Source organism: Skermanella sp., assembly GCF_059503625.1.
In genome coordinates this window covers 1-6434 of sequence record NZ_JCACHA010000980.1, presented here as the reverse complement: position 1 = coordinate 6434, position 6434 = coordinate 1, and the positions used below count along the sequence as shown (strand labels likewise).

5 protein-coding genes are annotated in these 6434 nt (G+C 62.4%); 3 read left to right on the top strand and 2 right to left on the bottom strand.

The genetic code is table 11. From position 1 onward, the window contains the following. Positions 1 to 236 precede the first annotated feature (236 nt). The 3 genes from AC5JJ6_RS35920 (at position 237) to AC5JJ6_RS35910 (ending at position 5014) form a co-directional block, all read left to right on the top strand. Positions 237 to 3221, top strand: a complete 2985-nt coding sequence (locus tag AC5JJ6_RS35920; RefSeq protein ID WP_496046630.1) for a DUF927 domain-containing protein — start codon at positions 237 to 239, stop codon at positions 3219 to 3221. A 429-nt stretch (positions 3222 to 3650) separates the two neighbouring features. After that, positions 3651 to 4202, top strand: coding sequence for a hypothetical protein (locus tag AC5JJ6_RS35915; protein WP_496046629.1), 552 nt, complete (start codon positions 3651 to 3653; stop codon positions 4200 to 4202). Positions 4203 to 4861: 659 nt separating this feature from the next. Then, positions 4862 to 5014 (top strand): hypothetical protein, encoded by a 153-nt coding sequence (locus tag AC5JJ6_RS35910; RefSeq protein WP_496046628.1) that lies wholly within the window; start codon positions 4862 to 4864, stop codon positions 5012 to 5014. A 232-nt stretch (positions 5015 to 5246) separates the two neighbouring features. Here the strand turns inward: AC5JJ6_RS35910 and AC5JJ6_RS35905 are convergent, their stop codons facing one another. Both AC5JJ6_RS35905 and AC5JJ6_RS35900 read right to left on the bottom strand, forming a co-directional pair. After that, positions 5247 to 5744, bottom strand: a complete 498-nt coding sequence (locus tag AC5JJ6_RS35905) for a very short patch repair endonuclease (protein WP_496046627.1) — start codon at positions 5742 to 5744, stop codon at positions 5247 to 5249. After that, positions 5731 to 5862: a hypothetical protein gene (locus AC5JJ6_RS35900; RefSeq protein WP_496046626.1), complete on the bottom strand. Its 132-nt coding sequence runs from the start codon at positions 5860 to 5862 to the stop codon at positions 5731 to 5733. Before AC5JJ6_RS35900 ends, AC5JJ6_RS35905 begins: the two co-directional genes overlap by 14 nt. Positions 5863 to 6434 lie beyond the last annotated feature (572 nt).

The window sequence follows — 6434 nt, the reverse complement described above, 5'->3', positions numbered from 1 at the left end:
CGTGGCTTTATGCCGGAACAAAAGCTATGGAATGGCCCTGCTAAACCTGACCGGGCACCACCCACCCCTAGCTACCTTGTCCGGGACTGGGGCGCCAACGCGGAGTCGAAGCAACACGTTACGCTGACCTTGTGGCGCAAGGCCGTTCCGGCGCCCACCGCGCTGCCTACCCCAAACATGAGTGACCCCGCTGCGGCAAAGCGGGATTTGGCGCTCGTTGTTGTAAGGAGGTGCAGGTGGTCACTGGTGATCTGAATCGTAATGCATCGGACGCATCCGGTAACAGCGCCGAGGGCGAGCGCTATGTCCCGTTTAAGGCCATCCGCGATGCCGTGAAGGGGCGCGAGGTCGAGGTGTTGCAGGCTATCGGCATCGACTGGCGGGGTGGCCGTGGCCATATCACCTGCCCGTATCCCGATCATGGCGGCGCTGACGATTGGCGTTACGACGAAAAGACGGGTAAAGCCTTTTGCACCTGCATCGGCCGCCGGCCGGAAGAGCGCAAGTCACACAGCATCTTCAACGTCGTCGGGGTCAAGGAAGACTGCGACTTCGAGGCGGCCAAGATCCGGATCGCCGAGATTATCGGCCGCTCCGATCTGATCCGGACCAAGAGCGGTGACCAGCGCCGGCAATTCCACCAGCTCACCGATGCCACAAGCCTGTTCTCGGTTCCGACAGAAAACCGCGACGATAGCTTGCCGATCACCTATCTCGCCCACCGGCTCGGTGTCGAGCCGGCCGAGGTGCCGATTCCCGGCACACGGATGGTCGGCATCAAGGCACTGGGCTACTTCGATCCGCCATCCAGAAAAGGCAACAAGCCCAAGCTTGTTGGCGATTTCCCCTGCGCCGTTTTTGAGACGGTGGCCGTCGACGGCCGTTGCCATGCGCAGCGGATTTATCTGGCGCCGGGCGGGGCCAGGAAGGCATCCGTGTCCTCTCCCAAGAAGGCGGCGAGGGTCGTCGGTGATCAGAGCGTGGACGGATGCGCCGTTCTATGGGGCGAACCGACGACGGCGCCGCATCTGATCATCGCCGAAGGGATCGAGACGAGTGCCGCAGTGGCGCTTGTCTGGTGGGTTGAGATCCAAGCCGGCGAGGTCGCCGTGGTGTCCGCCATCTCGGCTAACGGCATCAAGGCATTCAAGCCATGGCCGGCCACCCAGCGCATCACCGTCGCGGCCGATCGTGACGAGATGTGGGCGGGCAGCAAGCGCCCAAGTAAAACCGGCGAGCTGGCGGCGCGGGAGCTTGGAATGGCGCTGCACAAGCAGCTCGATGTCCGGATCGCGCTGCCCGGCGAGCCAAGCACAAAGACGGACTGGCTGGATGTGCTAGGGGCAGAGGGTGCCGACGCGGTGCGCGCCGGTATTGAGGCGGCCGAAAGCTTCGTGCCGACGGCGGACGAGTTGGCCGATCGGGAGGCCCGCAGGAGCCGCGCGGCCGAACTGGCAAACGTCATCATAACCTATCCCCTGCCGGTGCTTCAGACAGTACAACTCCGCTACTCCCACATGGCCAACGGACGCGTCTGGCTTCTGAAATACGCCGGCAAGGACAAAGAGACGCGCGAGGAGCTATGGCTGCCCGTCGCCACGCCGTTCGGGGTGCCGGCCCGTCTGCGCCATGCCGACCAAGCCGACGCCTACGGGCTGCGGGTACTGGTGCAGGACATGGTGGGCCGTCCACGGGCTGTCGACCTCGAGCGCGCCGCACTGGCACGAATGGGGGCTGCTGACATCAAGGCCAAACTGTTTGAAGCCGGTCTGCGCGTCGATCAGGATGGCGATCATACCGCCGTGACGCTCCTCAAGGCAGCGGAGCTGACGCACGAGATCATCGTCGTGTCACGGCCGGGCTGGCACCGCCTGCCAGGGCTCGATCCCGTCTTCGTCGCGTCCAACGGCGCGGTGTTCGGATTGCCGGACGGGTACAGCCTGGAGCTTTCCGTAAATGCCCGGCTTGTCGAGTCGGTGGTCGCCGGCACGCTCTCCAGGTGGCGCCATGCGATCGAAGCAGCCATCAGCGTGCCGAGCGCCTTGCACTGGACCATCGGGGCCGTCGCGGCGTTCGCTGGGCCGATCCTGGGCTTGGTCGGGCTCGACACCTGTGGCATCAACCTCTCGGGCCTGTCATCAGGCGGCAAGACCACAGCGCAGCGGCTGGCAGTCTCGGCCTGGTCGTCGCCCAGGGTCGGCGAAGCACTGCTGCAGTCGATGCGGACCACCGAGAACGCCATCGAGGCCTTGGCGCAGCGGTCGAGCGGAACCGTGCTAGCCCTGGATGAGATAGCGCATGTGGACGGGAAAGCGGTTTCTCGGCTCATCTACAGCATCGCGGGCGGTGTCGGCAAGGCGCGGATGACCTCGGCGGCGACTCTCAAGGATTCATATGCGTGGGCCACGTTCGCGATCCTTTCCAGCGAGTGCTCGCTCGAGGAGAAGGTGCGGCAGGACGGCGGCCAATGGATGGCCGGCATGGCCGTGCGCATTGTCGACATCGACGTGACCGCAGTGAACCGAGTGGTGGACCAAGCCCAGCTTGACGCCATCGGTGGTGTCAGTCGGAATTACGGACACGCCGGGCCGGCTTTCCTGCGGGCGCTGATCGAAGCCGGGATGCATCGTGACCCTGATGTCCTCCACGAGCGCGTGAACCGTGCTGCGCAGACCGTCGCCGGTTCAGGGGCCGACAGCGCCCGACTACGCGCGGCTTTACCCTTTGGGCTCCTGCTGGTCGCGGGCGAACTGGCTAAGGCCTTCGCTATCCTGCCGGCAAGCACACCGGTCAGCGAGGCGGTGCGGTGGGCCTGGCTGCGGTTCGCCGAATCATCCGACGCGGTTGCCCTTGATCCGGCGGAACAGGCGATTGGCAATCTTCGCCACTGGATCGCCGAGCGATGGGGTACGTCCATACGGGAAGTAAAAACCGAAACCGGCATGCGCGACGCTGTCGCTTGGTACGATGCGGATACGGTCTATCTGCCCGTGAAGCGGATCCGCGAGGCGGCGGGCGGAGTGCTCAAGGAGCAGCACATCGTCAGGATGCTGAGCGAGCGCGGCCTGCTGGCCCGACGCCATGACGCCAAGCGCATCGCCTTGCGCACGGTGCCCCACGTCGGCAAGGTGGACGTCTACGCCCTGCGACGCGACGAGTTCGGTCGACACAAGACGAGCGAGGCAAGTCCGTCGCATCTCCGGGTGGTGAGCGATGAGTAAGTTCCTCGACGCGCTCGACGCAGCCCTAGGTGCCTTCCAGGCCGCTGGAATCACTGATGACGGCGCCGGCCCGCTCGGTTCAGATCCGCAGGAATCAGTCACGGTTCCACTTGGAGCCACTATGGCTCCGACGGTGGCTCCGCTGGAGTCCGCAGAAAACCGCCGTTTTTCCACTAGAGCCACTGGAGCCACCGCAAATCACGACATACAGCCTTGGGAAATACGTACAAACGAGAATTGCGAAAAGGAGATCAAAGGCGCGGGCACAAGAGCGCGCGCAAAGTCTTGTATTGTTGGTGGCTCCAGTGGCTCCAGTGGAAAAACGGCAGGAATCCGCATGTTTCACGGGGGCCATCAAGAATGGCCTAGTGGCTCCAGTGGAACAATGACGGATTCCTGCGGGATTGAGACCCCTCAGACCCCCGGGAAATGTTTCACGGGGCCGTTTTAGAGCCACCGGAGCCTCTTTCGAACGGCTGCGGAGCCATAGAACTAGATCCTGCGAACGACCTTCCAACTGAGCTGAAAACTGCTTCCGACGAGCGAGCGGCCATCGCCGAGTTCGACGACGGCTTAGACCGTAACGCGGCGGAGCGGCTGGCGTGGAATGAGGTGACCGATCTCGTCATTCCGGACCAAAGTCATCAAGAGTCAGATGTCAGCTGTCCGTATCCTGAGGTGAACCAGCGCCTCCAAGAGCTGATGGCGAAAGGTATCAAGCGGAGCGAAGCCGAAGCCCGCGCGTGGGGTGAGGCGATCAACAAATGGCATCGATGCCATGGAAAGAAGCCGGATCCGACCTGCTGCGCTGGCTGTGGCCAGCGGCACAATGATGGCTTCCGGACGATGCAACTGCTCAATGGTGCCGTGGTTCACTTGGGTGACGACCATGGCTTGAACTGCTTGATTGAATATGGTCGGCGCTGGCGTACAGCGGCCGCTGATGGCTTGCGGGCTATGGATATCGCCGGAGTAAACTGAGTCCAATCGCGGCCGAGGGCTTCATCTTGCCTGTTCGGACAGCAGTTGGTGAATAATCACTCGTATGGTAGAATGGTAAGTGGATATATCGGAACGATCACTCGGACGTGGTGGACGAAACCGCGCGCGGACTCCAACAGTATGGGCATTGAGGCGGGATTTTTGCTATGTCAAACACGCTGAAATCCGCTGGAGAGGCGGATGTTTCACCTCCCCCCCTCCCCCGGTTGGGAAGGCTCAACACCATCACCGGGTGCCGGCGCGAATTAGCGCTGATTTACGGCCAAGCTAGATACGGAGCCATGCCGTGGGAGCATGCTACCAAAGCGGCGCACGTTCTCAGCAGCATTGCAAGGATGATCAGCGGGAGTGAGTTCGAGGAGCGTCTGGCGGCACTGGAGGCACAGGCCAGTCAGGAGGATGGGCGATGATTCCGGCCGGTCTACGGGGGCGCCTCGACCGGCTCGGCGCCAAGGTTGATCCTGCTGCTATCGGCAGGGCTTTCCGAGCGCTGGAGTCCGGGCAAGAACCTCCCTCCGGTCGCGCCGCTGATCTAGCGCGGCAGATCAAAGAGTTCCTTGAATTCAGCGATGATCCCTTCTGTCGGGAACCGGGCGACATGGCCGGAAATCCAATCCCATGCATGGAGGTCTCCGATAATGTCCGAGGATGAACCTGACTGGACAACAGAGCTCATGCTGCATGCTGAGTACCTGCTGGGTCCTCTTGATACGCTGGAGAAAGCTGGTCCGGTGCATCTGGGGAGAGCCGCAAAATGCTTCCTTGGAACTGGCCGCATTGTTCTCGGCTAGGAGGCTCAGCCGTCGCATGTTCGAGGCCATGGCAGGTGCGCTGGCGCTGGAGGCCTTGGAGCATCAGGCAGCAGAACGCCGGCAGCGGACAGAGAGGAAAGCGCGGCAATGATTGGGCAATCAGTTCAGCCATGACCCCGATGTGCAGGACATCGAGCTTTACCCGACTGGATGCAGGTCATTCAATCAGCTTCAGGCGGATGATCTGCCATCCGATCTGACCGTGCTTCCATCAGCTCTCGGTCGAGCGCAGCTCAGAGTGTGCCTCCTGCCCGTCCAGCCAAGACTCGATCCGGGCGAGCACGTCGGCGATGCCAAGGCGGCTCGGTCCCCGCAGGGCGCATTCCCAGACCGTCATCATCCGCCAGCCCGCCTGCTTCAGGCTCTCGGCGGCGCGCACGTCGTTTTCTCTGTTGCGGGCAATCTTCGCGTCCCAGAATTCCTGCCGGGATGCCGGTCGCTTGAACAGCGGGCAATCATGTCCGTGCCAGAAGCAGCCGTGGACGAAGATCACCGCCCGCCGACGGGGAAACACGAGATCGGGCCGGCCGGGAAGCTGGCGCACATGGAGCCTATAGCGCAGTCCGCGGGCATGTAGACCCCGACGGATCATCATCTCCGGCTTGGTGTCTTTCGCCCGGATGCGCGACATGTTCCGACGCCGCTGTTCCGGCGTAAGTGGGTCCGGCCGAGAGGCTGTGCGGCCCCCAAGACGTTCAGGAGGTGGCATTCGCCATGATGGTGCCGAGTACCATCCCAATCTCCACCATGCTCATCCCGGGCCAGAGCGTCACCGCGCCGAAGCGGAACATCTTATGGCAAGCCGAGTTAAAGAGCCAGCTAAGCATCTTCGCAGCCCTCCAGTCCGGTTCTTGGCTGAGTTCGTCCGAACTCAGAAGATTAGGTGGCTGTCAAGATCGGTGATACTCCGCTACCGGCGCGTCGTGGTACATGTGGGCCGAGCTAATCGCGTCCCTCAGGCCCTCGCAGACCCAGTACTTCGCATCAAGTACAATCATGGTGCTGCAGGTGGCAAGAGGATAGTTCTTCGACACGGCCTTAAACTGCCGCCGCCGCTCGGACGACGGTTTCACGACGTAATGACAGATTTTAAGCAATCCTGATCCGCCGTTTCCGAGTGATAGGCAGCCGTCGCATCTCAGGCTTTGCGCAACGATTGACGTGGAAGTGGGCGAACAAGGACTTGGTCAGTTTCACCGGCAGACAGCGGTCATGATGCTCTGAACTGTGGGCTACACAGGATCGTTCTGCCGGATGAGATCGGGGAGCCAGGGCACGCGCTCGGCGTCCGGGATTTTAAGTCTGGCGCCCAGGTAGTCCCAGAACGAAATGGCGAGCCTGGAGCAGGTTTTCAGCAGACTGAGAAAGGTGTCCCGGGCCTGCTTGCCGGCTGCGGAGC